We start from the raw sequence: 23,544 nt of genomic DNA on the forward strand, positions 1-23,544 counted from the left end.
ACCGCCCTCTGGTGCGCCATCGTTACACGGTTCGCGCGCCGGTGGCGAGCGGCGTGGGATCATCAGGGGAGGTGAACGCGGAAAGGGCGTGCTTGGTTTGGGTGGCAGTGACTGGCGCAGGCTGGACGAGAGCGACGTCCGGGTGCGCCCCGGCAAGAGCACCCGTCCGCGCAGCAAGCGGCGCCCCGAGCACGCCGACGCCTCGACCGCGCTGGTGGTCACGAAGGACCGCGGCCGTTGGACCTGCGCGCTCGACGGTGACCCCGATCGGGTGGTCACCGCGATGCGCGCGCGGGAACTCGGCCGTACCCCGATCGTGGTCGGCGACTCGGTCGGCATCGTCGGCGACGTCAGCGGCAAGCCGGACACGCTGGCCAGGATCATCCGGGTGGACGAGCGCACCAGCGTGCTGCGGCGCACCGCCGACGACACCGACCCGTTCGAGCGGGTGGTCGTCGCGAACGCCGAGCAGCTGCTGATCGTCACCGCGCTCGCCGATCCGCCGCCGCGCCCCGGTTTCATCGACCGCTGCCTGGTCGCCTGCTACGCCGGTGGGCTGGAACCGGTGCTGTGCCTGACCAAATCCGACCTGGCCAGCCCCGACGAGCTGCTCGCCGGTTACGCGGGCCTTGACCTGCAGGTGATAGTCAGCAGGCACGACAGGCAACCTGAAGACCTCGACGAGCGTTTGAAGGACAAGGTGACGGCGCTGGTCGGGCATTCCGGCGTCGGCAAGTCCACTTTGGTCAATCGGCTGGTGCCGGACGCCGCGCTGCCCATCGGGGTGGTCAGCGCGGTCGGGAAGGGTAAACACACTTCTGTGACGGCGATCGCGCTACCACTGCCCGGGGGTGGGTGGGTGATCGACACGCCGGGCGTACGATCTTTCGGGTTGGCGCATGTCACCGGTGACGACATCGTCAACGCGTTCGAAGAGTTCGCGGCGGCGGCTGAGGAATGCCCGTCCGGCTGCGGACACCTGGGGTCGCCCGATGACCCGGATTGTGCTCTCGACGACGTGGTCGGCGAGAGTCCGGCACGAGCGGACCGGCTGGCGTCGTTGCGACGGCTACTGGCTTCCCGGGCCGGGATGGAAACTTGACGATGAGGGGTTTTTGAATGCGTAAGGCAGCATTGGTGGCGGGGGGCGCCGCCCTCGTTCTGGCGCTGACCGCCTGTGGCGGAAAGACCGATGGCAACGGCTCCGCGGCGCCCGCGCCCGGTGGCGAGCAGAAGGACACCATCAGCGCCCTGTTCAGCGACCCGATCCAGCTCGCCGAGGCGGCGAAGGCCGGCACGGAGAAGTCGAAGTCGGCGAAGTTCACCATGGAGACCGGCATGGGCGGTCTCTCGATCAAGGGCAGCGGCCAGGCCTCTTACGCCGGCGGCGACTCGAAGATGTCCATGACCATGGACATGATGGGCATGCAGATCGAGATGCGCCTTGTCGACAAGGTCGTCTACATGAAGATGCCGGAAGTCATGCGTCAGAAGAAGGGCTTCACCAAGGAGTGGGCCAAGGTCGCGCTGGACGACGCCACCGCCTCCAAGGAGTTCGGTGCGGACTTCAACGAGATGATGGAGCAGAACGACCCGTCGAAGTTCCTTGACCAGATCAAGGCGGCGGGCACGATCAAGAAGTCCGAGAAGACCACCCTCGACGGCCAGCCCGCGAACCACTACTCGGTCGACCTCGACTTCGCGAAGATGGCGAACAACCTCCCGTCCGGCATCCCGGCCGAGATGGTCGACCAGCTCAAGGGCAAGAGCCTGATCATCCCGATGGAGCTGTTCGTCAACGGCGACAACCTTCCGGTGAAGGTCGAGATGGACATGGGCGCCATGATGAAGGAGATCGCCGCAGGCGCGCCCCAGGCGCAGCAGATGGGCGAGATGAAGATGACCATGAAGTACAGCGACTGGGGCGCCCCGGTCGACGTGCAGGCCCCGCCCGCCGACCAGGTCGGCGAAATGCCGAAGAACTGATCTTCGCACTTTGTGATGGCGCCCCTCGGGTTTTCCCGAGGGGCGCCATCGTGTTTCCGTGCCTTCGTGCGACGCTGTCCCGATGCGGAGAACGGCCTTGCTGGCGATGGCTTTCCTGCTCGTGGCCTGCACCGGCGAGCCGGAGCGGCCCCCGCTGTTCGGCGACGCGCAGCAGCTGACACAGGCGGTCTCGACCGCGCTGGCGCAGGGCAAGACGGCCAAGTTCGACACCGACCTCGCCATCGGCGGCGTGCGGACGACCGGCCGCGGCCAAGCCCGGTTCGACGCCGCGGGCACCGCGCTCACGATGTCCATGGACCTCTCCGGCGAGCCGATGGAACTGCGCCTGGTCGACAAGCTCTTGTACGTCAAGGTTCCCGGCGCCGACACGGCCAAGCCGTGGGCGAAGCTCAGCGCGGACGGCCAGGACCCGTTCTCGCAGGCGATGGGCGCGAGCCTGGACCAGGTGGCCAAGCAGAGCGACCCGGCGCGGACGGTCGAGCAGCTCCGGCGCGCGGGCACCCTGGTGCGCGGCGAGCACGGCGACGGCGTCGACCACTACTGGTTCGACGTCGACCTCGCCCGCCTGGGCCCGGACCTGCCCGCTGGGCTCTCGCCTGAGGCGGTCAAAGAGATCCAGGGCAAGGCGGACCGTTTCCCTGCCGAGCTGTGGGTCGACGCGCAGCGGCGGCCGGTCCAGGTGTCGATGGACCTCGCCGCGCTGCTCAAAGCGGCCGGCGCGCCTGAGGGCTCCCCCGCGAAGATCACGGCCAAGTACAGCGACTGGGGTGCCGCCGCGGACGTCCAAGCCCCGCCCGCGGACCAGGTCGGCGAGCTGCCCGGCTCGTGAGCGTTGCGGGCGGTTAGAACCGCCCGCAACGCTCACGACCCCAGCCCTGTCTTGGGCGAGGTCGTCAGCATCGCGCACGTCCCCGAGCGGGTTCGAACACACGCGAAAGCCGATTTTGGGACGTTGGATGGCCCAAACTCGGCTTTCGCGTGCAGACAACCGCTGGACAGCGGGGGTCGTGCGCGTTCCGGGCGGCTAGAACCGCCCGGAACGCTCACGAGGCCTTGTCACGTTTTCGCGGGCCGCGTCGTCCAGGTGAGGACGAAAGGGGACGTGATGAAGGTGCTGGTCATCGGGGCGACCGGAATACTCGGCAGGCCCGCCGTGCGGCGGCTGCTCGCCGACGGGCACGAGGTGAGCGGCTTCGCCCGCGCGGGCCGGGAAAGCGCGGTGCGCGACACCGGCGCCTCGCCGGTCGCCGGGGACCTGTTCGACGTCGAGTCGCTGGCTTCGGCGTTGCGCGGACACGAGGCCGTGCTCAACCTGGCGACCCGGATCCCCGCGGCCTCGGCGGCCATGCGCCGGGCCGGCTGGGCCGAGAACGACCGGCTCCGTCTCGACGGCACGCGAGCGCTGGCCGCCGCCGTGTCCCTTGTGGACTCAGTGAAAACCGTTGTCCAGGAAGGCATTTCTTTCGTCTACGCGGACGGCGGCGACACTCCGCTCGACGAAGACGCCCCGCTGGCTCCGGTCGGCGTCACCGCCTCATCGCCGCGCGGGCACGAGAACATCGCGAAACTGGAGTCGACCGGACGGTCCGCGATCCGTCTGCGCATCGGCGTGCTGGTGGGCGACGACGCGCTGACGAAGTCCCAGCTCGCGGCGGCCCGTTACGGCACACCGCTGATCATCGGCCGCCGGAACGACTGGACCTGCGCGATCCACCCGTCCGACGCGGCGACGGCCGCCGTCGCGGCACTGCGCGCGCCCAGCGGCGTCTACAACGTCGGCGCCGAGCCGATACGCAAGCAGGTGCTGGGCGAGGCGATGGCCGCGGCCGCCGGGGTCCGCAAACCCCACGCGCTGCCCCGCCGGCTCGCCGACCGGATCCCGATGATGGCGGTACTGGCCCGCTCGCAGCGCGTCGTCTCGACCCGCCTGACGGACGCCACCGGCTGGAAACCCGAGCTCCCCACCCCCGGCCCGGCCTGGTTCGAACCCACCGCTCCCTAACTCACCTTCCCCCGCCACTCCATGGGGGGCCGCCCCACGTCCAGCTTACCGAGGAGCACGGGCCGGGGCAGGAAAAAGCGCGGGTTGTCCACAGGGGAACAAGACTGTGGACAACCCGGATAAGGCCTGGTCAGAGCGCGGAAATCAGAGCAGTTCCAGCAGGAACGGCAGCTCCTGGGCGGCGTACCAGGCGAGCTCGTGGTCCTCGGCCTCGCCGAGGATGAACTCGGCGTCGGGGTCGCCGAGGTCGGCGGCGTCGATGGCGCGGGCCGCGTCGAGTACCGCGGGCTCGGCCTCGGAGGCGTCGACGTGGACGGCCGCGACCTGGGCGAGCGTGACGGGGCCGTTCAGGCGGACGACGGCGTAGTCGAGGTCGGGGCGCAGGGTCGCGTCCTCGACGTCGGCCGAGATGACCACGCGGCGCGGCGGGAGGTCTTCTGGCTTGTCGACGGCGCCGATCAGGCGGAGCGAGGCGCGGGCGGCGTCGAGCAGTGCCGCGTATTCGAGCTCCTCGTCGGAGCCGCTCGCGTAGGACTCGCGTAGCGCGGGCGTCAGCGCGAAACCGGTGCCGCTGCGTGCGCGGAACTCGCCGGAGGTGTTCAGGTCGCGGAGCATGTCGATCGTCGCGGGCAGGTAGACCCTCACCAGTGTGCTCCTTTTAACTCTTCCAACGATTCCTCGATCATCCCGGCGAGAACGTCCACATCGGACACTGCCTTGCGGTCGCCGTTCAGTCCGAAGTAGACACCACCGTGGTACGACGTGACGCCGATGGCGAGTGCCTGGTTGCGGACGAGCGGCATGACCGGGAACATCTCGACCATTCTCGCCTGCCCCGCGTACAGCGGCACCTGCGGGCCCGGCGAATTGGTGATCATCAGGTTGAAGATGCGGCCGGAGAACGTCCCGGCCGCCCGTGCGCCGAGCGAATGCAGCGTCGCGGGTGCGAAGCCGCCGACGGTCAGCAGCGCACGCGCGGCGACCGAGCGGCCCGAGTTCAGGTGGTCGGCCATCGCGTGGCCGATGTGCTGCAGCCGCAGCACCGGGTTGGCCTCGCCGACCGGCAGATCGACCAGATAGGCCGCAACCTGGTTCCCGACCAGGCCCGGCGTCGAATATTCGGCGGTCTCGGCGTCGCGCACCGCCATCGGCACCAGCGCGCGGATGGTGGTCGACGAGGTCAGCGCCGACCCGCGCGAGAGCAGCCATTCGCGCAACGCGCCGGTGATGCAGGCGAGCACGACATCGTTGACCGTGCCGCCCTGCTCGGCGCGGATCTTGCGGAAGTCCTCCAGCCGCGTCCGCACCACGGCGAACATCCGGCCGCCGGAAACGCGCACGTTCAGCGGCCCGGCGGGCGCGGGGCGCACCACGGTCCGCACGGCCGACGCGACGCCGCCCAGCGCCTCCACGACCTTCTCGGCGGTCGCGGCGGCGTCGTTGGCCGCGGAGCGGACGTTCTCGACCAGCTCACCGGGCCGCTGCACGGTCTCGCTGATCGCGTCGAGCACCAGCTGCGTGCGGTTCGGCTGGCGGCGCGGGGTCCAGGTGTCGTCGATCGGGTCCGGGTCCTGCGGGGTGGTGTCGAGGATCAGCTGCCCGAGCTCGATCGTGCCGACCCCGTCGACCACCGACTGGTGCGTCTTGGTCACCAGCGCGACCTTGTCGCCCGCCAGCCCCTCGACGAAGTACGCCTCCCACAGCGGCCGCTCGGGGTCGAGCCGCCGCGACATCAGCCTCGCGACCAGGTCGAACAGCTGCTCGTCCGTGCCAGGTTCGGGCAGCGCGGAGCGCCGCACGTGGTAGTTGAGGTCGAAGTCGACGTCGTCGACCCACACCGGCCTCGCCAGATGCCCCGGCACCTCCAGCACGCGCTGCCGGTAGCGCGGCAGGTACGCCAGCCGCTGGCCGATCAGCGTGAGCAGCTGCTCGTAGTCGAAGCCACTGCTCGGCCGTTCGAAAACCGCGACCCCGCCGACGTGCATGGGGGTCGCGTGGTCCTCCACGTACAGGAAGGAGGCGTCCAGCGCGGAAAGGCGGTCGGGCATGACGTGATCCTGACACAGTGCGACACTGCGCGGCGTGGGTGTTGAGCATGAGATATCGCCGAAAGACCGGTTCTTGACCGTGTACGGCAGGAAGCCGGTTCTCGAGGCGCTCGATGACGCGTCGCTCGTGGTGGACAAGGTGATACTCGCCGACACCGCGCGCGGCCAGGCGGCCGCCGAGATCCTGCAGGCCGCCAAGGCCGCCGGCGTCGCGGTCCAGCGCGCGAGCGCGCACCGCGTGAAGGTGCTCGCCGGCAACGGCAAGCAGGACCAGGGTGTGCTCGCGGACGTCGTCGCGCCCCGCATGTCGACGCTGGCCGCCGCGCTCGCGGGCAAGCGCCCGCCGTCACGCGTGCTGCTGCTCGACGGCATCACCACCCCGGCCAACGTCGGCATGATCCTGCGGACGGCCACCGCGGCAGGCCTCGAAGGCGTCATCGTGCCGAGGCGCGGGGTCGCCGCGCTCGACCCGATGGTCGTCAAAGCCTCGGCGGGGGTGGCGTTCCGGGCGCCGGTGCTGCGCTGCGGCACCGCGCGCGAGGCCGCCGAGATGCTCGTCGAGGCTGGCTACGGCCTGTTCGCGCTCGGCGCGAAGGCACGGAGTTCGGTGTTCGACGTCGACCTGCCGCAGCGCGCCGCGTTCGTGCTCGGCGGTGAGACGGCCGGTGTCGGCGCCGAGGTCGGCGAGCTGATTTCCGAGTGGGTGTCGATCCCGATGCCGGGCGACGTCGAGTCCCTCAACGTCTCCGCGGCCGCCGCGGTGCTCTCGTTCGAGCTGGTCAGGCGGGGAACAGCGCGCTGAGCTCGGTGAGCGTGCCCGGCACCGAGGTGTGGTGCACGCCAGCCATGCCCGCGGCGACGGCGCCGTGGACGTTGCGCGCGGCGTCGTCGACGAAGACGCACTGATCGGCGGGCAGGCTGAGCAGACCGGCCGTGAGCAGGTAGACCTCACGCGACGGCTTCGCGACGCCCACCTCGCCCGAGAACACGAGCGCGTCGAAGAACGGCTCCAGCGAGCGCTTGGCCGACGGCGACGCGCCCGGCGCGTTGGACAGCAGCGCGGTGCGGATTCCCCGCTCCCGCAACGCTTTCAGCTCCACGTAGAGCTCATCCGCGTCCGGGTCGGTGAGCACACCCGCGTAATCGACGATCAAACCGCGCATGCCTCCACAGTAAGGGGCACACGTTCGGGTGAGGTGTGCATGGATTCCGGGGGTCACCCGCACTAACAGGGTGGGAGCGGCCGTCCGGGCCGCCGAAGAGGGGGACCTGAAGATGACCGCCGTGTGGCTGAGACCGCTCGCACCCTTCGAACCGACCCGCCGCGCCGCCACCAGGCCACCTCGCGTCCGGCAGCGGCTCGAAGACCCGGACGGACAGCTCTCGCTCGATCTGGAGCTCTCCGGCGGCCGCAGGCGGCGGACGCTGACCAGCGCGCACGAGCTGCCGCCGGACAACCAGAAGCTGGGCCGGATGATCCGCATGATCCTGGAGACCTGCGACGGCAGGCGCCCGCCTGGCCAGGTGCGGCCGCTGGTCAGCCTGGCGCTGTACGAGCGGCTCGTCGACCGCAGGCGCGCGCTGGGCGTCAGCTACACGATGCGGACGATCCACACCTGCTATCCGGCCGACGGCGCGATCGAAGCCTGCGCGACCGTCGAGGCCGGGCCGCGCGTGTTCGCCGCCGCGGCCCGCTTCGAGCGCAACGCGGCGGGCTGGCGCTGCTGCCGCTTCGAGGTGCTGGAGACCAAAGAGCGTGGCCACCGCAAAACGGCATGAAAAAGCTCGTGAGTGGTATGACCGGTTAGAACCGGTCATCCCACTCACGAGCTGTGAGCTGCGGGTTTAGCGGCGCGGGCCGCGCTTGCCCTTCTTGGCCTGCTCGCGCTGGGCGGCGCGACGCTCGCGGCGCGTGCCGCTCGCGTCGGAGTCGCCCGCCGAGTCCGCGTGCGACTCGGCTTCACCGTCTTCGGCGGGGCCGGAGAAGGTCAGGCCGGTCTGCGGGTTGCCGTTCTCCAGGCCCTTGCCACGCAGAGCCGACGGGACGGACTTGGTGTCCGTGGTCGGCGGCTGCGGCGGCGCGGGACGGGAGTGGCGGCCTTCGGGCGCCTGGCCGTTGCCGTTGGGCGAAACGCCCGCGGGCAGCGCGGTGGCGTCCTCGGCGGCGGGCTCCGGCTCGGCGACCTCGACCTGGAGGTTGAACAGGAAGCCGACGGCCTCCTCCTTCAGCGACTCCAGCATCGCGTTGAACATGTCGTAGCCTTCGCGCTGGTACTCGATCAGCGGATCCCGCTGCGCGAGCGCGCGCATGCCGATGCCCTCCTTGAGATAGTCCATCTCGTAGAGGTGCTCACGCCACTTGCGGTCCAGCACCGACAGCATCACGCGGCGCTCGAGCTCACGCATGGTGCCTTCACCGGCCTTGGCCTCGATGTCCTGCTCGCGCGCGGTGTAGGCGTCCAGGATGTCGGACCGCAGCGCGTCACGCAGGCGCTCGGCGTCCAGGTCCTCTTCCTCGACGAGCTCGTCCCAGGTGATCTTGACCGGGTAGAGCCCCTTCAGCGCGGTCCACAGCTTCTCGTGGTCCCAGTCCTCCGCGTAGCCGTCGGCCGTCGCGCCGGTGACGTACTCGTCGACGACACCGGTGAGCATGTGCACGACCTGCTCGCTGAGGTCTTCGCCTTCGAGGACGCGCAAGCGCTCCTTGTAGATGACCTTGCGCTGGAGGTTCATCACCTCGTCGTACTTCAGGACGTTCTTGCGGATCTCGCCGTTCTGCTGCTCGACCTGCGTCTGCGCGCTCTTGATGGCCTTGGAGACCATCTTGTGCTCGATCGGCATGTCGTCCGGCAGGCGCATGGTGGTCATGACGCGCTCGACCATCGAAGCGTTGAAGCGCTTCATCAGGTCGTCGCCCAGCGACAGGTAGAACCGGGACTCGCCCGGGTCGCCCTGACGGCCGGAACGACCGCGCAGCTGGTTGTCGATGCGGCGGGAGTCGTGGCGCTCGGTGCCGAGCACGTAGAGGCCACCGGCCTCCTTGACCTCGGCCGACTCGGCGTCGGCCTGCTCCTTGACCTCTTCGAGCACCTTCGGCCACTCGGACTCGTACTCTTCGGAGTGCTCGACCGGGTCGAGGCCGCGCTCGCGCAGCACCTCGTCGGCGATGATGTCCGGGTTGCCGCCGAGCACGATGTCGGTACCACGACCGGCCATGTTCGTGGCGACCGTGACCGCGCCCTTGCGCCCGGCACGCGCGACGATCAGCGCCTCCCGGTCGTGGTGCTTCGCGTTCAGCACCTCGTGCGGGACGCCCATCTTCAGCAGCAGCTTCGACAGGTGCTCGGACTTCTCGACGCTCGTGGTGCCGACGAGGACCGGCTGGCCCTTCTCGTGCCGCTCGGCGATGTCCTCGGCGACGGCCTCGAACTTGGCCTGCTCGGTCTTGTAGATGAGGTCCGGCTGGTCGGCGCGGATCATCGGCTTGTTCGTCGGGATCGGCACCACACCCAGCTTGTAGGTCTGGTGGAACTCGGCGGCCTCGGTCTCGGCCGTACCGGTCATGCCGGCCAGCTTGTCGTAGAGGCGGAAGTAGTTCTGCAGCGTGATCGTGGCGAGCGTCTGGTTCTCCGCCTTGATCTCGACGCCTTCCTTGGCCTCGATCGCCTGGTGCATGCCCTCGTTGTAGCGGCGGCCCGCCAGGATGCGGCCGGTGAACTCGTCGACGATGAGGACCTCGCCGTTGCGGACGATGTAGTCCTTGTCGCGCTTGTAGAGTTCCTTGACCTTCAGCGCGTTGTTCAGGTAACCGACGAGCGGGGTGTTCGCCGCCTCGTACAGGTTGTCGATGCCGAGCTGGTCCTCGACGAACGCGACACCCTTCTCGGTGACACCGACGGTGCGCTTGCGGATGTCCACCTCGTAGTGGATCTCCGCCTTCATCAGCGGGGTCAGCCGCGCGAACTCGGTGTACCAGCGCGAGGACTGGTCGGCCGGGCCCGAGATGATCAGCGGGGTACGCGCCTCGTCGATGAGGATCGAGTCGACCTCGTCGACGATCGCGAAGTTGTGGCCGCGCTGCACGCAGTCGGCGAGGTCCCACGCCATGTTGTCGCGCAGGTAGTCGAAGCCGAACTCGTTGTTCGTGCCGTGCGTGATGTCGGCGGCGTACATCTGGCGGCGGACCTCGGGGGTCTGCTCGGCCAGGATCACGCCGACCTCGAGGCCGAGGAAGCGGTGGATGCGGCCCATCCACTCCGCGTCACGCTTGGCCAGGTAGTCGTTGACCGTGATGACGTGCACGCCCTTGCCGGAGATGGCGTTGAGGTACGCGGGCGCCACCTCGGTGAGCGTCTTGCCCTCACCGGTCTTCATCTCGGAGACCTGACCGAGGTGCAGCGCCGCGCCGCCCATCAGCTGGACGTCGTACGGCCGCTGGCCGAGCACGCGCCACGCGGCCTCGCGGACGACGGCGAAGGCGTCGGGCAGGATGTCGTCGAGATCCTCGCCGTCGGCGTAGCGCTGTTTGAACTCGTCGGTCTTGGCCCGCAGCTCGGCGTCCGTCAGGTCCTTGACGTCGTCTTCGAGGGTGTTGATGTGGTCGGCGATGTTGCGCAGCCGCTTGACCATCTTGCCCTCGCCCACGCGGAGCAGGCGATTCAGAACCATCCCGGTCGACCTCACTAGCCAGTAGATTGCTCGGACCCGGGCCGCCCCCGGGCACTATGACCTGCGCGTCCGGGGCCAGGCCCGTACCCGCAGTTGACCCCCATCGTAGGGAACGTTACTGCCAACGTGCAGTCGCGTGCGCAAGTTCCATGCGAAGGGCCCGCACGCGCGTCGCGTGCGGGCCCTTCGTGGACGTTTCGACCGGCTACTTCGCCAGGCGGATCACGCCGTAATCAAAGCCTCGCCTTCGGTAAACGACACTCGGGCAGCCCGCCGCGGTGTCGTTGAACAGATAGAAGTCGTGTCCGACCAGTTCCATCTCATAGAGAGCCTGGTCGACGGTCATGGGTTCGGCCGTGTGTTCTTTTTCGCGGACGATCCGGCCGGGTTCGTGTTCGGCCACTCCGTCGTCCCAGCGCTGCTCCGGGAGGTCGACCTCCTCAGGGCTCATGGCCCCGAATCCGGCAGCGGCAGCGGCGGGTGCCTCCAGCACCGCCGTGCTCGTCATGGGCTGTGCACTGTCCATCGGGGCGGAATCGCCACCGGCAATCATCGAGGTCGCCGCGGAGACAGACTCCGGCACTCGGCGCCCGTAGTGCACCCTTCGTCGATCGTGCGACTTGCGCAGACGGTTTTCGAGTTTCGTGACCGCCAGGTCGAGAGCGGCATAGAAATCCCCGGCACAGGCTTCCGCGCGAACAGCGGGTCCCTTGCCCTTTCCGGTGATTTCGACACGCTGGCAGTTCTTCGACTGCCTGCGGTTGGGCTCGTGGAAGAGCTCCACGTCGTAACGGATGACCTTCTTGTCATAGCGCTCTAGACGGGTCAGCTTTTCGCCGACGAGTGCCCGATAGTGCTCAGGCACCTCTACGTTACGACCCTTCACGACGATGTCCATACACGACCTCCCTCGCTGAATTGACTGCGAGCCTTTTGTGTTCACTAGGGCGCCGGTAAAGCGGGGACGTATGCCCTCTGGGGGCGGTGAGAGAACTCAGTGACGGTTCACGACGTCTCGTGCCGTACCACCGAGCGCGGACTCAGCGCACCAGCGGCGCCAGGGACATGGGCTGTTCACCTCCCTGTCTGGCCGGGATAGCTGATAGCGGAGCACGTTAGCTTCATCAAGCGCGTTACAACAGCCCCCGAGCCGGGGGATGTCATCTTGTGAGAACTCGTCACTGCGCGCAGCGAAACACTGGTGAAACGCTCGGTGACCCGGCCCGTTCGACGTATGGGATGAGTGGGATTTTCACACTGACGGCGCAACCGAAATGTGCCGCCTGTCCCGAGGGTGATCGTCCGCGGAGTTTCATCCGCCACCGGAGTGGAGTCACCCGGCGCCGGTGTGTATCTGGCGACCATCCTCATATCCCGACAACGGCCACCCACCCGCTCGCGTTCCCGAATCAGATCACTCGTGTAGGTGATAAGCCGTTCACCCGGCTGCGGTCAGTGTCAACACGGCCGCAACATGCATTCCGCCTAATGCGAGCACGCGCACGCAAGCGGCCGCCGTGGAACCACTCGTGATGACGTCATCCAGCACGATCACCCGCGCGCCCGGCGGTGGCCGTCCCCGTTCCCGCAGCCGCACTTTCCCGGCCAAATTGGCCGCCCGCTCCCCGCTCCGAAGCCCGACGGCGTCCCGCACTTCGGGATCCAGCCGCAGGGCCGGCGCGACATCGGCCCGCAGGCCCTGCTCGCCGAGCGCGCGGGCGCACCATCGCGCGAGCCGGGCCATGTGGGCGCCGCCGCGCATCCGGGAGACGGACGCCTTCGACGGAACCGGCACCAGCCAGACGGGCTCGCCGGGCGGTCCGGGCATCGACGGGACGGCACGGGCGAGCGCCGAGCCGAGCGAGGGCGCCAGGTCTCGCCGTCCTCGCTCCTTGTAGGCGATCACCAGGCGCCGGGCGACCCCGCGATACGCCGCGAGCGCGTACACGGGCGCCAGGCCGACGGTGGGACCACGCGCGACCTCGGTGAGCGAATCCCACACCGCGGCGCAGTCGGCGCAACACGGCTCACCCACAGCGCCGCAACCAGCGCAGCGAGTGGGAACCAGCAGGTCGAAAGCTCTCGTCTTCATACCCCGGAGTGTCCACCCGGCCACCGACAGTTTCGGCCACCCGAAGCCCCGCCCCACATTTTTGCCGGGGGTCGTGAGTGTTTAGACCGGTTAGAACCGGCCGCATCACTCACGACCCCCGCGCCTGTTCCGCGCGGGTCGCGGTCTGGGTGACAAGGGCGGCCCTTGTCACCCAGAGCGTTGCAAGGGCGGCCCTTGTCACGTGCCCGAAGTAGGTCTGCCGAGCGAGTGGAGGAATTTCTGCACCTAACGCAGCAAACCTTCCACTCGCGCCGCCCCAATGCCGGGTAGGCGGATACGGGCCCGCGTGCGCTGGGTTTCCGCAGGTCAAGACTCGTGAGCGTTGCGGGCGGTTCTAACCGCCCGCAACGCTCACGACCCACAGGCGCGCGGGTCAGCCGGGGTAGAAGGGGCGGGCGTCCTTGACGGTGCGGGCGTGGGGGCGCCAGACCTCGCCCAGTTCGTTCGCGACCCAGAGGCCGTTCGAGTCGGCCACGATCGTCGGCTTGTTCGGCGAGGCGGTCACGCCGCCGACGGGCGCGGTCAGGTTGGAGCTGTTGAAGCCGTCCATCCGGCGGCCGTCGACCGGGACCTTCACCACCGGCTGCGAGGTCGAGCTGGTCACCGCGACCAGGGTGTCCTGGCTCGCCCAGTCCACGTCGGTCACGTTCGTCAGGTCGGCGTTGCGCAGGCTGCGCGGCGCGGTGAGGCGGACGCCCTCCGGTGTCCGCACGACGGCCGCGACCATCAGCTTGTCCGCGACCACCGCGGCGACCCTGGCGCCGTCGCGGGACAGGCGCAGCGCGGTGATCTTGCCGAGGTCGAGCAGGTCGGTGGCGTTGACGCCCTGCGCCTTCCACTTCCCGTCGCCGGTCAGCACCGCGCGCAGCACCGTGGTGCCGTCGACCGCCGTCCATACTTCGGCGCCGCCGGTGGCGGCCCGCCACGTCGGTCTCGTCAGGAACTCGCCCTGGGGCGCCGAGACCACTTCTTCCTGGTGGTCCATGGCCCCGATGCGCAAGACCATCCGGTCGCCGGCGAGCTTCTCGACCGCGGCCAGCCGCTTGCCGTCGAGCGACTGCGCGGCGCTGACCACGTCGTGATACGGATTGCCTGCCAGCGGCCTGCCGTCGGCGAGCGAGTAGATGCCGCCGCCCGCCGTGTACAGGCCGGGCAGCTCGGGTGGCGCGCCGACGGGGTAGCTCGCCAGGTCGTTGACGCGCCAGGCGTCCTTGTCCGGCAGGATCGGCTTGCCGTCGGACAGGACCTTGATCCGGCTGGTCGTGACGTTCTGCAGCGAGAACACGATCTGCGCCAGGATCAGGCGTCTCTTTTCGATCGGTGGATCGCCGAGTCCCGTCAACGGCACCACGAGCGAACCGTCGTCGACGCCCTTCACGTTCTGTTCCAGCCGGGCGTCCGGGCCGAGCAGGTTCATCACGGCGCCCTTGAGCGCTTCGGACGGGCCGTCGACCACGAGGTCCATCACGCGGTTGGGCAGGCCGGACTGCGGCTTCGCGAAGACGTAGCGCAGGTCGGGCACGAAGACGCCGGAGTCCTGGGAGAAGAAGTTGACCGCGACCTTGAAGTAGTTGGCCGAGAAGTCGCGCTCGGTGATCACCAGGTTGTTCGACAGCGGCCCGGTGATGCGCCACTGGCCGTCGGCCTGCAGCCGCACGTGGACCGGCAGGATGTAGTCGCCGCTGGCGGGCACGGCCGGGATGAACGCGCTGTCCTGGCCGAGCGTGCCGACCATGAACCCGCGGACGAGCACGACCTTCTCGTTCGGGTCGGCGCTTTGCTCGGGCTCGGGCGCGTAGACCGTGCCGAAGGTGTCCTCGATGATCGTGAGGCCCTTGACCGGCGACCAGCTCTTACGAGTCTCTTCGTCGAGGTAGACGCTGGCTGTCGGCGAAGCGTTGCCGCTCGCGGTCAGCGCGCTGGCCTTGATGAAGTCGCGGACGACCGTGAGCGCGTCCAAGCCTTTCTCAGGCTCCTGCGGTGTCTGGACGGCCTGAGCGGGACGCTCGCCCGAGAGCACCACGGGCTGCATCTCGGCCGGGATGTTGGCGCAGCCGCTCGCCAGCAGCATGACCGCGAGCGCGATGAGCTTGACCGCGGTCTTCACCGGCCTACCTCCTCATGGTCGGCCAGGATGGCTTCCTGCGCCGGTTGGACCTCAAGCAGCCCGACGTGGCCGTTCAGCGGCTCGACCGGGGTGAAGTCCTCCGGCGGCAGCGGCAGCGGGCTGGTGGTGAACGGGGTGTCCTGGCGCAGCGGCAAAGTCAGCCGGAAGCAGGCGCCCGCGCCCAGCTCGCCCCAGGCGTCGAGCTCGCCGCCGTGCAGCCTGGCGTCCTCCTGGCTGATCGCCAGCCCGAGCCCGGTGCCGCCGGTGCGGCGGTTGCGTGACGGGTCCGCGCGCCAGAAGCGGTTGAACACCAGGTCGGCTTCGCCTGCCCGCAGGCCGACGCCGTGGTCGCGCACGGCGATGGCGACCGCGTCCTCGCCGGCGACCACGCGCATCTTCACCGGGCGGCCCTCGCTGTGGTCGACCGCGTTGGCCAGCAGGTTCCGCAGGATGCGCTCGACGCGGCGGGCGTCGATCTCGACCGGCGTCTCGTCGTCGGGCAGCTCCAGCTCGATGACGCTGCCCGCGTTGCTGGCGATGCCGCGCACCTGCTCGGCGGCGCGGCGCGCGATCGGGCGGATGTCGATGAACTCGGCGGACAGCTCCTCGACGCCCGCGTCGAGACGGCTGATCTCCAGCAGGTCGCCGAGCAGCGCCTCGAACCGGTCGAGCTCGTCGACCAGCAGCTCGGTGGACCGCGCGAGGCCTGCCGGGAACTGCTCGCGCGAGGCGTGCAGCACGTCGGCGGCCATCCGGACGGTGGTCAGCGGGGTGCGCAGCTCGTGCGAGACGTCCGAGGTGAACCGGCGCTGCAGGCCGCCGAAGTCCTCGAGCTGGCGGATCTGGCGCTGGATGCTCGCGGCCATCTCGTTGTAGGAGACGGCGAGCTTCGACAAGTCGTCCTCGCCGACGACGGCGAGGCGTTGTTCCAGGTCACCGCCCGCGAACTGCTCGGCGGCAGCGGCCGCTTGGCGGACCGGCCTGACCACCTGGCGGGTGACCAGGTTGGTGATCGCGGCGAGCAGGAGCAGCAACACGAGCCCGCCGACGAACAAGGTGTTCTGCACGGTCGAGACGGTGTTCTGCTCGGCGGTGAGCGGGAAGAGCAGATACAGCTGCAACGGCGTCAACCCGCTGGTCACGGGCGCGCCGACGATCATGTACGTGGTGCGGGTGCCGTCGTTCTCGACGGTGTGGATCTGCAGGCTGAGCTGGTTCGACTCGACGAACTGCCGCAGCCGGACCGGCACCTTGTCGTAGTTGCCCGCGAAGACGGCGTCGGACGCCGTGTTGCGCCCGCCGGTCGCGAGCACCGGCTCGAAGGTGCCCGCGGCCGAAACCGGCCCGTCCTTGGCTCCCGCGGAGCTGCTGGCCAGGCCTTTCAGCGCGTTGGACAGCCGTTCGCGCATCGTGTCGGCTGGCTCGGCGCCGATCCCGACCAGCTCGGTCGCGGCTGCCTCGGCCACCGCCTGCGTCTGCGCCACCGCGGCGTTCTGCTTGGTGGTGATCAGCCGCTCGGTGATCTGGTTCTGCAGGACCATGCCCAGCACGAAGACCACCGCTGACGACAAGGCCAGGGTGGACACGGTGACGCGGAACTGCAGCGAATGGCGCCACAACTCGCCGAACGCGACCGAGCGGCGGCGGCCGAACACCGACACCCGCCGGATCAGCCGAGCCGCCGCGGCCGCGAACACACGGAACCGCTGTCTCATCCCCCGATTATGGCGGGCCCGCCTTGTACCCGACCCCGCGGACCGTCAAGACGACCTCGGGATGTTCCGGATCCTTCTCCACCTTGGAACGCAATCGCTGCACGTGGACGTTCACCAGCCGGGTGTCCGCGGCGTGGCGGTAGCCCCACACCTGCTCCAGCAGCACCTCGCGGGTGAACACCTGCCTCGGCTTGCGGGCGAGCGCGACCAGCAGGTCGAACTCGAGCGGCGTCAGCGGGATCGCCTTGCCCTCGCGGGTCACCTCGTGACCGGGCACGTCGATCGCGAGATCGCCGATGGTCAGCGATTCCGCGGGCTCGGCCTCGGTCCGGCGCATGCGTGCCCGCACGCGGGCGACGAGTTCCTTGGGCTTGAACGGTTTGACGACGTAGTCATCGGCGCCGGATTCGAGGCCCAGCACGATGTCCACGGTGTCGCTCTTGGCCGTGAGCATCACGATCGGCACCCCGGACTCGGCGCGGATCGCCTTGCAGACGTCGATGCCGTTCATGCCGGGGAGCATGAGGTCGAGCAGCACCAGGTCGGGTTTCAGCTCACGCAGCGCGGGCAGCGCTCGCGAGCCGTCCGCGACGACGGCGGTGTCGAACCCCTCCCCTCGCAGCACGATCGTGAGCATCTCCGCGAGTGCCGGGTCGTCGTCGACCACCAGTACACGTGCCTTCATGAGGACATGTTCGCACTGAAGTGTCTCAACGCGTGCACGACCCGGCGCTTGACCACCAGAAAGATCAAGATTCCCTCTTCGTGCTGCTCCGAACGGGTGCCCCAGGCAAGGGGAAGGCAAGACGCTTTTGTCGACATATGAAGAAACGCCGCGTCGGATGATCCGCTCACGCGACGCCGGTCTGCACTCCAGTGTCCACATAGATCACTCCGCCGGACACCACGACCGGGTAGGTGCGGACGGGTTCGCTCGCGGGCAGGCAGAGCGCCTTGCCGCTGCGGAGGTCGAAGGTCGCCGCGTGCAGCGGGCACTCGACGACGCAGCCCTCGATCCAGCCGTCGGCGAGCGAGGCGTCCTGATGGGTGCAGGTGTCGTCGATCGCGAAGAATTCGCCTTCGCTGTGGAACACGGAGATGGGGACGTGCGCGACAATACGAACCGCCTCGCCGTCGGGAAGGTCGGAGACGTCGCACGCTCTGATCATCACAAGCCTCCTGGACGTTGCGCAGGGCGAGACACGTTCTGCCCTCCGCAACGATCGGCCCCGACCCCCGGACTCGTCAAGGGTGTCCCCCGGTCAGATCAGCGGAGTTTCGCAAAACGCCATACTGTTGCGCTATGCGGAACTCCGAGGGGCCATCTCAGGTGCAGTCCGTCGACCGGGCGATCAGCGTGCTGGAAATACTCGCCCGCGAGGGCGAAGCGGGCATCACCGAGATCTCGGTCGAGCTGGGCGTGCACAAGTCGACCGTCTCGCGGCTGGTGAGCGTGCTGGAGGCGCGCGGGCTGGTCGAGCAGCTCGGCGAACGCGGGAAGTACGCCATCGGCTTCGGCATGGTGCGCCTGGCCGGCGCCGCCACCGGGCGCATGGACCTGGCGAAACTCGGGCGGCACAGCTGCCAGGCGCTGGCCGAGACGCTCGGCGAGACGGTCAACATCGCCGTCGCCGACGACGGCGTCGCGATCAACATCAGCCAGGCGCGCGGCGCCGCGGCGATCAGCACGCAGAACTGGACCGGCCAGCGCACCCCGCTGCACGCCACGTCCAGCGGCAAGGTGCTGCTGGCGAACATGGCCGAGGCCGAGCGGCGCAAGCTGCTGCGCCGCAAGCTGGAGCAGTACACCCCGCGCACCACCGTCGAGCCCACCGAGCTGACGCTGGAGCTGGACCGGGTGCTCGAAGAGGGTTACGCCGCCTGCTTCGAGGAGCTGGAACTCGGGCTGCACGCGGTGGCCGTGCCGATACTCGGGCCGGGCGGTGAGGTGATCGCCGCGATGAGCGCTTCGGGCCCGTCGTACCGGCTGTCGAAACAGCGCGTGCGGCAAATCGTGCGGCCGATGACCCAAGCGGCGGAAGAACTTTCGTCGCAGCTGGGGTACTTCAAGAGCTGACGATTTGCGAGCCCTCTTGGCCTATTGACAGCAGCGTCTCGCATAACGCACCTTGTTGCAGAAGACGGAACAGCTCCGCCTGCATCTTGGTCCTTTGTGGACGACTGACCAGGAGGTTCTCGCATGGCCGTCACCCCTCGCGTCGTGCTGATCGGGGCAGGCATCGTCGGCTGCGCGCTCGCCGACGAGCTGACCGCACGAGGCTGGACCGACGTCACCGTCCTGGAGCAGGGCGACCTGTTCACCACCGGCGGCTCCAGCTCGCACGCGCCCGGCCTGGTCTTCCAGACCAACGGCTGCCGGACCATGACCGAGTTCGCGAAGTACACCGTCGCCAAGTACTCGGAGCTCACCCTCGACGGCGGGTGGTGCTTCAATCAGGTCGGCGGCCTCGAGGTCGCGACGACGCCCGAGCGGCTCGGAGATCTCAAGCGAAGACAGGGCTGGGCCACCGCTTCCGGGGTCGCGAGTTCGCTGGTCGGGCCGGAGGAATGCGCCGCGCTGCACCCGCTGGTCGACCCCGCCAAGGTGCTCGGCGGGTTCCACATCCCGTCCGACGGGCTCGCCAAACCACTGCGCGCCGCCGAAGCACAGGCCCAGCTCGCGATCGGCCGCGGCGCCCGGTTCCTCGCGCGCCAGAAGGTGATCGCGATCGAGCGGTCCGCGGGCCGCGTCACCGGCGTGACCACCGAGACGGACACGTTCCGCGCGGACGTCGTCGTCTCGTGCGCGGGCATGTGGGGGCCGGTGATCGGCGGCCTCGTCGATCTCACGGTGCCGCTGGTGCCGATGGCGCACCAGTACGCGCGCACCACCGCACTGCCGCAGCTGGCCGGGCACAACACCGAGCCGGGCGAAGCGAGCAAGCCGATACTGCGGCATCAGGACGCCGACCTCTACTTCCGCGAGCATGTCGACCGGATCGGCATCGGCGCGTACGGGCACCGGCCGATGCCGATCGACGCCGCCGAGATCGCCGATCCGCGCACGTCGCCGGGCATGCCGTCCGAGCTGACCTTCACCCCCGCCGACTTCGACGAGTCGTGGGCCGCCGCCGTCGACCTGCTGCCGTCGCTGGGCGAGGCCAAGGTCGAGGAGGGCATCAACGGCCTGTTCTCGTTCACCCCCGACGGCATGCCGCTGCTCGGCGAGCATCCGGAACTGGACGGCTTCTGGCTGGCCGAAGCCGTTTGGATCACGCATTCCGCGGGCGTCGCGCGGTCGATGGCCGAGTGGCTCATCGACGGGCAGCCGCGTCTCGACCTGCACTCGTGCGACCTCGCGCGGTTCGAAAAGGTCCAACTGGCACCGGATTACGTGCATGCGCGCAGCTGCCAGAGTTTCGTCGAGGTGTACGACGTGCTGCATCCCTTGCAGCCCATGGAAGATCCGCGGCCATTGCGTACCAGTCCGTTCTACGAGCGGCAGGCCGAACTCGGCGCGTTCTTCCTCGAAGCGGGCGGCTGGGAACGGCCGCATTGGTACGAGGCGAACGCGAATCTGCCCGAGGTCGAGCGCGTCCCGGCACGCAACGACTGGGCCGCGCGGTACTGGTCGCCGATCGCGGGCGCCGAGGCGCTGGTGGCCCGCGAACGCGTCGCGATGTTCGACATGACGGCGTTGAAACGGCTGGAGATCAGCGGCCCCGGCGCGCTGCCGTTCCTGCAGACGCTGACCACGAACCAGCTCGACAAGAAACCGGGCGCGGTGACGTACACGTTGCTGCTCGGCGAAGACGGCGGCGTGCGCAGCGACCTGACCGTCGCGCGGCTGGACGCGCAGCGGTTCCAGGTCGGCGTGAACGGGAACCTCGATATCGACTGGTTCTCACGGCATCTGCCCGGTGACGGCACCGTCCAGATCCAGGAAACGACGCCGGGCACCTGCTGTATCGGACTGTGGGGGCCACGCGCGCGCGACCTGGTGCAGCCACTGTCCACAACGGACTTCTCGCACAAGGCGCTCGGATACTTCAAGGCGTGCAAGGCTTATCTCCGCGAAGTGCCGGTGACGGCCATGCGACTGTCCTATGTGGGCGAACTCGGCTGGGAGCTGTACACCACGGCCGACATGGGCCGGAAGCTCTGGGACATCCTCTGGGAGGCCGGGCAGGAGCACGGTGTCATCGCGGCGGGACGCGACGCGTTCAACTCCATGCGGTTGGAGAAGGGCTACCGGTCGTGGGGCACCGACATGACCGCCGAGCACGACCCGTACGAGGCCGGGATCGGCTTCGCCGTGCGGATGGACAAGGGCTACTTCATCGGCCGCGACGCCATCGAGGGCCGGTCCGAGGCGACCGTCTCACGCCGGTTGACCTGCCTGACCTGGGACGACGCGCACGCGGTCGTGCTGGGCAAGGAACCGGTGTTCGTCGGCGGGCGGCCACGCGGCTACGTCACCAGCGCGGCGTACGGGTACACGATCGGCAAGAACATCGCGTACGCCTGGCTGCCCGCGCGGCTCGACGGGCCGGTGGAGATCGAGTACTTCGGGACACGCGTTCCCGTCCAGGTTTCCGAAGAACCGCTGTTCGACCCCAAGATGACCAGGCTGAGGAGCTGACCGTGCCGCACGACACGATCGTTATCGGACTGGGCGGGATGGGCAGCGCGGCCGCGTACCGGCTCGCGCAGCGCGGCCACCGCGTGCTCGGGATCGAGCAGTTCTCCCCCGTGCACAACCTCGGCTCCAGCCACGGCGGCTCGCGGATCACGCGGCAGGCGTACTTCGAAGATCCGGCCTATGTGCCGTTGCTGCTGCGCGCGCACGAGCTGTGGGAAGGCATCGAACAGGACTCCGGGATCGACGCCTTCTACCGCTGCGGCGGGATCATGATCGGCAAGCCGGACTCTCGCACGGTCGCGGGCAGCCTGCTCAGCGCCCAGAAATGGGACCTGCCGCACGAGCTGCTCGACGCGGCCGCGATCCGCGAACGCTTTCCGACCATGCGGCCGTCCGACGGTGACATCGGCCTGTACGAGGCGGGCGCAGGCTACGTCGTGCCCGAGTCGAGCGTCGCCGCGCACCTGAAGCTGGCCGAACGCGCGGGCGCCGAGCTGCGCTTCGAGGAGAAGGTGCTGCGCTGGTCGGCGGACGAGTCCGGCGTGCGCGTCGAGACCTCGGCCGGGACCTACGAGGCCGCACAGCTGGTGGTCTGCCCCGGCGCGTGGGCGCCGGAGCTGCTGGCTGAGCTGGGCGTCGAGTTCACGATCGAGCGGCAGGTGCAGTACTGGTTCGCGCCGTCGGACGTGACCGCGTTCCAGCGACATCCCATCTATATCTGGGAAGGCGACGCGGGCAGGCAGTTCTACGGCTTCCCCGCCGTCGACGGCAGCGTGAAGGTCGCGTTCTTCCGCGGTGGCCAGGTCTGCACACCCGAGACGATCGACCGCACCGTGCACGCCGAGGAGATCGCCGACATGACGGCGTTCGTGCGGTCGCGGATGCCTTCCCTGCCTTGGGAATTCCAGCGCGCGGCGACGTGCATGTACACCAACACGGCCGACGAGCACTTCGTCATCGCGCGGCACCCGGCACGGGACCGCGTGGTCGTCGCGTGTGGTTTTTCGGGGCACGGCTTCAAGTTCGTGCCCGTGGTGGGTGAGATCCTGGCCGACCTCGTCGAGGGCGGCACCGCGCACCCGATCGCCCTGTTCGACCCCGCTCGTTTGACAGGAGCAAGATGACGGCGCTCCCGCCCAGCCTGCTGGCCACGCTGCCCGGCCGTTTCTACACCTCGCCGGAGATCTTCGCCGAAGAGCAGACATCGATTTTCGAGAACATGTGGTTCTGCGCGGTCCGCGGCGCGGATCTGCCCGCGGCGGGCGATTTCCGCACCGTCACGGTGGGCCGGGAAAGCATTCTGGTCAGCCGGGGACGCGACGGCGCGCTGCGCGCGTTCCTCAACGTCTGCCGCCATCGCGGCGCGCGAGTGTGCACAGAGGAATCGGGAACGGTCCGCCGCGCGTTCCAATGTCCTTACCACGCTTGGACTTACGGCCTCGACGGCAAGCTGATCGCGGCGCCGAACCTGACCAGCACGCCCGACGTCGACCGTGTCCGTTATGGACTCACCAGGGTCCATCTGCGCGAGTGGCTCGGCTACGCGTGGGTGTGCCTGGCGCCGGAGCCGCCTTCGTTCGAAGACGACGTGATCGGCGCGGCCACCGCGCGGCTCGGCGACGCGGAGGCGATCGAGCACTACGAGATCGACGAGCTGTCGGTCGGCCGTCGTATCACCTATGACGTGCGCGCCAACTGGAAGCTGATCATCGAGAACTTCATGGAGTGCTACCACTGCGCGACGATCCACCCGGAGCTGACCGAGGTGCTGCCGGAGTTCGCGGGCGGCTACGCGGCGCAGTACTACGTCGGGCACGGCGCGGAGTTCGGCGCCGGGATCGACGGGTTCACGATCGACGGCTCACCGGGCTTCGAGAAGCTGGCGGGCGTGGCCTCGGAGCAGGACCGGCGGTACTACGCGATCACCGTGCGGCCGCAGGTGTTCGTCAACCTGGTGCCGGACCACGTGATCTTCCACCGGATGTATCCGCTGGCGGCGGACCGGACCGTGGTCGAATGCGACTGGCTGTACTCGAAAGACGTGGTGGCGTCCGGAAAGGACGTGTCGCGGTCGGTGGAGTTGTTCGACCGGGTGAACGTCCAGGACTTCGAGGCCTGTGAACGCTGCCAGCCCGCGATGTCCTCGCGGGCCTACGCCGACGGCGGGGTCCTGATGCCCTCGGAGCACCACATCGCCGAATTCCACGACTGGGTCAGGGAACGGTTGAAGCGGTAGCGCTCG

General features: G+C 68.9%; 20 protein-coding genes. 10 read left to right on the top strand and 10 right to left on the bottom strand.

All coding sequences use genetic code 11. From position 1 onward, the window contains the following. The first annotated feature begins 97 nt into the window (after positions 1-97). From rsgA to AB5J62_RS35775, 4 genes are all read left to right on the top strand, one after another. The gene (gene rsgA / locus AB5J62_RS35760) at positions 98-1,102 is read left to right on the top strand and encodes a ribosome small subunit-dependent GTPase A (RefSeq protein WP_370950424.1); all 1,005 of its coding nucleotides are present in this window, start codon (positions 98-100) and stop codon (positions 1,100-1,102) included. A gap of 17 nt (positions 1,103-1,119) precedes the next feature. Next, entirely contained in the window at positions 1,120-1,986 is an 867-nt protein-coding gene (locus AB5J62_RS35765; RefSeq protein ID WP_370944425.1) for a hypothetical protein, read from the top strand. Positions 1,987-2,068: 82 nt separating this feature from the next. After that, positions 2,069-2,836: a hypothetical protein gene (locus tag AB5J62_RS35770; protein ID WP_370944426.1), complete on the top strand. Its 768-nt coding sequence runs from the start codon at positions 2,069-2,071 to the stop codon at positions 2,834-2,836. 276 nt (positions 2,837-3,112) lie between these two features. After that, positions 3,113-4,009, top strand: coding sequence for an NAD-dependent epimerase/dehydratase family protein (locus AB5J62_RS35775; protein ID WP_370944428.1), 897 nt, complete (start codon positions 3,113-3,115; stop codon positions 4,007-4,009). A gap of 144 nt (positions 4,010-4,153) precedes the next feature. Here the strand turns inward: AB5J62_RS35775 and AB5J62_RS35780 are convergent, their stop codons facing one another. Further along, on the bottom strand, positions 4,154-4,654 hold the full coding sequence (locus tag AB5J62_RS35780) for a hypothetical protein (protein WP_370944429.1): 501 nt from the start codon (positions 4,652-4,654) through the stop codon (positions 4,154-4,156). Next, complete coding sequence (locus tag AB5J62_RS35785; RefSeq protein WP_370944430.1) at positions 4,651-6,057, bottom strand: wax ester/triacylglycerol synthase family O-acyltransferase; 1,407 nt, start codon at positions 6,055-6,057, stop codon at positions 4,651-4,653. Before AB5J62_RS35785 ends, AB5J62_RS35780 begins: the two co-directional genes overlap by 4 nt. 34 nt (positions 6,058-6,091) lie before the next feature. Between AB5J62_RS35785 and AB5J62_RS35790 the strand changes: the two genes are divergently transcribed. After that, positions 6,092-6,859, top strand: coding sequence for a TrmH family RNA methyltransferase (locus tag AB5J62_RS35790; RefSeq protein WP_370944431.1), 768 nt, complete (start codon positions 6,092-6,094; stop codon positions 6,857-6,859). Here the strand turns inward: AB5J62_RS35790 and AB5J62_RS35795 are convergent. Next, positions 6,837-7,220 (bottom strand): HAD-IA family hydrolase, encoded by a 384-nt coding sequence (locus tag AB5J62_RS35795; RefSeq protein ID WP_370944432.1) that lies wholly within the window; start codon positions 7,218-7,220, stop codon positions 6,837-6,839. The two genes, AB5J62_RS35790 and AB5J62_RS35795, sit on opposite strands and share 23 nt — an antisense overlap. A gap of 112 nt (positions 7,221-7,332) precedes the next feature. On the opposite strand from AB5J62_RS35795, the gene AB5J62_RS35800 reads away from it, so the two are divergent. Next, positions 7,333-7,836: an Rv3235 family protein gene (locus AB5J62_RS35800; protein ID WP_370944433.1), complete on the top strand. Its 504-nt coding sequence runs from the start codon at positions 7,333-7,335 to the stop codon at positions 7,834-7,836. 66 nt (positions 7,837-7,902) lie between these two features. On the opposite strand, the gene secA is transcribed toward AB5J62_RS35800, so the two are convergent. The 7 genes from secA to AB5J62_RS35835 all read right to left on the bottom strand — a co-directional run bounded on the left by secA (position 7,903) and on the right by AB5J62_RS35835 (position 17,829). Continuing rightward, positions 7,903-10,725, bottom strand: coding sequence for a preprotein translocase subunit SecA (gene secA, locus AB5J62_RS35805; protein WP_370944435.1), 2,823 nt, complete (start codon positions 10,723-10,725; stop codon positions 7,903-7,905). Between the two features lie 205 nt (positions 10,726-10,930). Further along, the gene (hpf, locus tag AB5J62_RS35810) at positions 10,931-11,623 is read right to left on the bottom strand and encodes a ribosome hibernation-promoting factor, HPF/YfiA family (protein ID WP_370944437.1); all 693 of its coding nucleotides are present in this window, start codon (positions 11,621-11,623) and stop codon (positions 10,931-10,933) included. 540 nt (positions 11,624-12,163) lie between these two features. Further along, positions 12,164-12,817, bottom strand: coding sequence for a ComF family protein (locus tag AB5J62_RS35815; protein ID WP_370944439.1), 654 nt, complete (start codon positions 12,815-12,817; stop codon positions 12,164-12,166). A gap of 394 nt (positions 12,818-13,211) precedes the next feature. Continuing rightward, on the bottom strand, positions 13,212-14,909 hold the full coding sequence (locus AB5J62_RS35820) for an LpqB family beta-propeller domain-containing protein (protein ID WP_370950425.1): 1,698 nt from the start codon (positions 14,907-14,909) through the stop codon (positions 13,212-13,214). A gap of 32 nt (positions 14,910-14,941) precedes the next feature. Continuing rightward, on the bottom strand, positions 14,942-16,660 hold the full coding sequence (gene mtrB, locus AB5J62_RS35825; RefSeq protein ID WP_370944441.1) for an MtrAB system histidine kinase MtrB: 1,719 nt from the start codon (positions 16,658-16,660) through the stop codon (positions 14,942-14,944). A gap of 7 nt (positions 16,661-16,667) precedes the next feature. Beyond that, positions 16,668-17,345 (bottom strand): MtrAB system response regulator MtrA, encoded by a 678-nt coding sequence (mtrA, locus tag AB5J62_RS35830; RefSeq protein ID WP_005150760.1) that lies wholly within the window; start codon positions 17,343-17,345, stop codon positions 16,668-16,670. A gap of 166 nt (positions 17,346-17,511) precedes the next feature. Continuing rightward, the gene (locus tag AB5J62_RS35835; protein WP_370944442.1) at positions 17,512-17,829 is read right to left on the bottom strand and encodes a bifunctional 3-phenylpropionate/cinnamic acid dioxygenase ferredoxin subunit; all 318 of its coding nucleotides are present in this window, start codon (positions 17,827-17,829) and stop codon (positions 17,512-17,514) included. A gap of 134 nt (positions 17,830-17,963) precedes the next feature. Between AB5J62_RS35835 and AB5J62_RS35840 the strand changes: the two genes are divergently transcribed. From AB5J62_RS35840 to AB5J62_RS35855, 4 genes are all read left to right on the top strand, one after another. Beyond that, a complete protein-coding gene (locus AB5J62_RS35840) occupies positions 17,964-18,737 on the top strand; it encodes an IclR family transcriptional regulator (RefSeq protein ID WP_370944444.1) in 774 nt (257 codons plus the stop codon). 123 nt (positions 18,738-18,860) lie between these two features. Further along, positions 18,861-21,302, top strand: a complete 2,442-nt coding sequence (locus AB5J62_RS35845) for an FAD-dependent oxidoreductase (RefSeq protein WP_370944445.1) — start codon at positions 18,861-18,863, stop codon at positions 21,300-21,302. A 2-nt stretch (positions 21,303-21,304) separates the two neighbouring features. Beyond that, positions 21,305-22,426, top strand: coding sequence for an N-methyl-L-tryptophan oxidase (gene solA / locus AB5J62_RS35850; protein ID WP_370944446.1), 1,122 nt, complete (start codon positions 21,305-21,307; stop codon positions 22,424-22,426). Beyond that, entirely contained in the window at positions 22,423-23,538 is a 1,116-nt protein-coding gene (locus tag AB5J62_RS35855) for an aromatic ring-hydroxylating dioxygenase subunit alpha (RefSeq protein WP_370944447.1), read from the top strand. The genes solA and AB5J62_RS35855 overlap by 4 nt, the downstream gene beginning before the upstream one ends. Positions 23,539-23,544: the final 6 nt, after the last annotated feature.

Origin of the sequence: Amycolatopsis sp. cg5, from assembly GCF_041346955.1 — a bacterium.
In the GTDB taxonomy this organism is placed as follows: Bacteria; Actinomycetota; Actinomycetes; order Mycobacteriales; family Pseudonocardiaceae; genus Amycolatopsis.